7 protein-coding genes are annotated in these 2,789 nt (G+C 51.5%); all 7 read right to left on the bottom strand.

The window, feature by feature from the left end:
• Positions 1-170: 170 nt before the first annotated feature.
• On the bottom strand, positions 171-377 hold the full coding sequence (locus HWQ67_RS15720; RefSeq protein WP_218253632.1) for a hypothetical protein: 207 nt from the start codon (positions 375-377) through the stop codon (positions 171-173).
• On the bottom strand, positions 378-554 hold the full coding sequence (locus HWQ67_RS15715; protein WP_218253631.1) for a hypothetical protein: 177 nt from the start codon (positions 552-554) through the stop codon (positions 378-380).
• Positions 551-775: a hypothetical protein gene (locus tag HWQ67_RS15710; RefSeq protein WP_218253630.1), complete on the bottom strand. Its 225-nt coding sequence runs from the start codon at positions 773-775 to the stop codon at positions 551-553. The genes HWQ67_RS15715 and HWQ67_RS15710 overlap by 4 nt, the downstream gene beginning before the upstream one ends.
• 3 nt (positions 776-778) lie before the next feature.
• Positions 779-1,174, bottom strand: a complete 396-nt coding sequence (locus tag HWQ67_RS15705) for a hypothetical protein (RefSeq protein ID WP_218253629.1) — start codon at positions 1,172-1,174, stop codon at positions 779-781.
• Between the two features lie 100 nt (positions 1,175-1,274).
• Positions 1,275-1,547, bottom strand: a complete 273-nt coding sequence (locus tag HWQ67_RS15700) for a hypothetical protein (RefSeq protein ID WP_218253628.1) — start codon at positions 1,545-1,547, stop codon at positions 1,275-1,277.
• Positions 1,548-1,555: 8 nt separating this feature from the next.
• Positions 1,556-2,218 carry a hypothetical protein gene (locus tag HWQ67_RS15695; protein ID WP_218253627.1) on the bottom strand — a complete coding sequence of 221 codons (663 nt, stop codon included), beginning with the start codon at positions 2,216-2,218 and terminating at the stop codon, positions 1,556-1,558.
• A 231-nt stretch (positions 2,219-2,449) separates the two neighbouring features.
• Positions 2,450-2,789, bottom strand: a 340-nt coding sequence (locus HWQ67_RS15690) for a hypothetical protein (protein WP_218253626.1), incomplete at its 5' end; no start/stop codon positions are given.

Genomic DNA, 2,789 nt, shown 5'->3' with positions numbered 1-2,789 from the left:
TGGCACGTCTTGAGAAACACGGCTACTTCTTGGTCGCTGGCGAGCGGGCAGATAAGGTTGTGTACGTCCTGGAACGTGATGGTGATCGGCTCACCCTTCCACTGGACGATTGCCTTGCTTTCTTGTGGCTTTACTATTGTTGCTATTGCACCTTTCCCGTCGTTTGTCACCTATGCCTCCTTATCCAGATGATAGTTTTTCAGCCCATTTGTCTTAATAAGTAGGATTTGCGCTAATATGAATGCAGTAGTGCCAAATATGAGAGCGACTAGCCCTGCTTCATATCTCGCCTCCGTTATGTCTATTATCCCTGCTGCGATCGCTATCCCAGCAGCCCCACAAGAGGAAAACACCACAGCAAATAACAGGGTTGTCATCTACCCCTCCTTTGCGGCTGCCACTCGCTCGGCACACCGCACTGCGTATTCTTTGCATCCCATATCGCTTGGCACTGCATCCTGGCTGTACTTGTCGTGCTCCCACCGGTGGATGAAGCAGTTGCCTCTGAAATCTCCGGTCCAGTGCCAGTGGACGCAATCCCGGCATAGGTTCATCCCCGTATCGCCCCCACCGGAGTTGCGGTTCTGACGAAGTGCCGGGCGATCACGTCCAGTATGGCTTCCCTGGTGGCCGAGGACTGGGCGAATGCCGCGGTCTCGTCGTCCTTGTAGCCCACGCTGGTCACATGGTCCGCGTATTCCTTGACCCAGTAGCCCATCTCACTGAATACCTTTGGCACAATTGGTCCTTCGCTTATTACCTGGATTCTAGGCATCTGTCACCTCGCTAATTCCCTATTCTTCAGATATTCGGCGACCGTTTCGCTATCCGGTATGTGCATACCGCCGTCTTCCCATTCGTCAAGAATATAGTCCACAAACCTATCTTCCTCCCGCCGCTCTGTAATAGCTGCCATGATGTACAGAATGATGGCTATTATCACCAAGACTGCACCAATGGCAAGCATGGCTATTACATGGGATGGCACTGGTGTATCAACCTCGGTAGGGACACTGAATAGGCCAATAAATACTAATGCCGCCCCTATTACGATGGTGATCATTGCCGCAGTGAGCTGGGATACGGCACAACTTAGGTCCCTGTGCTTAAAATAATGACGCCACGACCCTATCGCTAACCATTGGACATCTGTTTCTCTGATTTCTTTATGCATTGTTACCTCCCTATCTCACAGATTCTCTTGTTGCCCTGGGTTTTGCAGTACAGGGCGAAGAGTGCGAATACTTGTTTTGCCTTGCCTGTTGCCCGTATCACTAACATGGTGGTTGCCGTGCCTCCTTCTTTTGAGGGCTGTCTTGTTCTAGTAACTTCATGCCCTTGTAGAAAAAGTGGCAGCACCACCATGTCGCCACAACGGCGATGAATAGACAGGCTGCGTGGTATATGATTGGTGATAGGACATTGAATTTAGTTAAGGCCGCAATGCACAGTATCCCAGCGATGAAAATGACTATCCCGGTAAGCTCAAGCACGTGTGGATATGCTGCGGCTAGTAGTCTTTTGCCCTTCTGTTCTATAATAAGCATGGGGCGATTCACCTCGCTTCCTTTGGGGCATGATCCGGGTCACCGTCTTTTATTACTACCGGGGTAATGCCCCGTTTCTGTAGCTTTTCTAGTTCCTCTGGCGTGGCTTCATGCTCCCAGATTAGTTTCTCCACCCTCATGGGTACGAAAGCTGAAAAGATGCCTAACTTGTATTCTGCCTTTTCAGATTCCACCATGCGCGGCTGGCTGGATTCATCGCCGCAAACTATCGCCATGGCTTGCTGTAAGATGGCGGGTTCCTTTGCCTGGCATGCCTTGGGATGGGCCAGGTACACGATGGTTTTGCCAAGCTCTAATTCCTTTGGGATGAACGGTATCCGTTTTGAGAGGCCGAGCCTTGCGCCCTCAGCCATGAAGTCTCCGGGTGTTTTGTAATACCTCTCGCCCACGCCCATAATGAAGGCTGGGTCGCCCTTGGGCTCGCACACAAAGCACCCCGGCCACTTATCCTCGCAGGGTTGGTGGATACCAAAGAGTGCTAGTGGGTTTATCTTAGTGAAGCCTCGGGAAACCTTGACACCCGCACCACACACTGGGCAGACATCCAAAGGATAAGGTAGCCGGTCACAAGGTACTGAGATGTATTCTCCACATAAGTACAGCCCCCCCACATGCCTATATCCGCAACCTCTCTTTTCCTCTTGAGCCATATTTCACCTCCGTGCGTTTTTCTTTTGTGTTTCCTCTACCGCCTAGACTACCAATCTGCGAGTAGAAGCCTGGGCCATACTTTTGCAGGGTCGCAATGCCTCCCTTCTTGCCGGTATCGGCAAGGTACTGGTTTTTCTGTGGGGCTCCGCACAACGGACATAAAGTTATATGGTTGTCCCGGGTGCCAACTCCGCCTTTCCGTCCTGATTCCATGAGTGTCATGTAACGTGTTACCCCTTGATGTGCCCATGGGAAGCCCTAGAAAGCCCCTTGGTGTGGGTGGGCATACTTGGATTACCCCCTTGGGCTTTTACCCCTATACTTTTTGGAGGGGTTTCTTGATTTTCTCCGTCGTTACCTTTTCCCATGATAAAACTGGTCACCGCCGGGGTGATTTCAGGCAACTTTTGGAGAAGAAGGACCGCGAGGTTGCCGGTGATGGGGCGCTTGCCCGCTTTCAGGAGACAGAAATATGCCGGGCTGATCCCGAGCACCTCCATACTAAACTTTCTGTCACTCATCTGGCGGCTCTCGCGTTCCTTATCCACAGCTTGTAGTAGGTCTCTTACT

This window comes from Candidatus Magnetobacterium casense (assembly GCF_019173545.1).
GTDB classification, from domain to species: Bacteria; Nitrospirota; Thermodesulfovibrionia; order Thermodesulfovibrionales; family Magnetobacteriaceae; genus Magnetobacterium; species Magnetobacterium cryptolimnobacter.
This window is presented reverse-complemented; position numbering and strand designations above follow the sequence as displayed.

What these genes read in the sequence shown, in the direction of transcription:
- HWQ67_RS15705 (WP_218253629.1), bottom strand. Translation starts at nt 1,174, where the DNA reads ATGCATAAAGAAATCAGAGAAACAGATGTCCAATGGTTAGCGATAGGG.
- HWQ67_RS15695 (WP_218253627.1), bottom strand. Translation starts at nt 2,218, where the DNA reads ATGGCTCAAGAGGAAAAGAGAGGTTGCGGATATAGGCATGTGGGGGGG.
- HWQ67_RS15720 (WP_218253632.1), bottom strand. Translation starts at nt 377, where the DNA reads ATGACAACCCTGTTATTTGCTGTGGTGTTTTCCTCTTGTGGGGCTGCT.
- HWQ67_RS15710 (WP_218253630.1), bottom strand. Translation starts at nt 775, where the DNA reads ATGCCTAGAATCCAGGTAATAAGCGAAGGACCAATTGTGCCAAAGGTA.
- HWQ67_RS15700 (WP_218253628.1), bottom strand. Translation starts at nt 1,547, where the DNA reads ATGCTTATTATAGAACAGAAGGGCAAAAGACTACTAGCCGCAGCATAT.
- HWQ67_RS15715 (WP_218253631.1), bottom strand. Translation starts at nt 554, where the DNA reads ATGAACCTATGCCGGGATTGCGTCCACTGGCACTGGACCGGAGATTTC.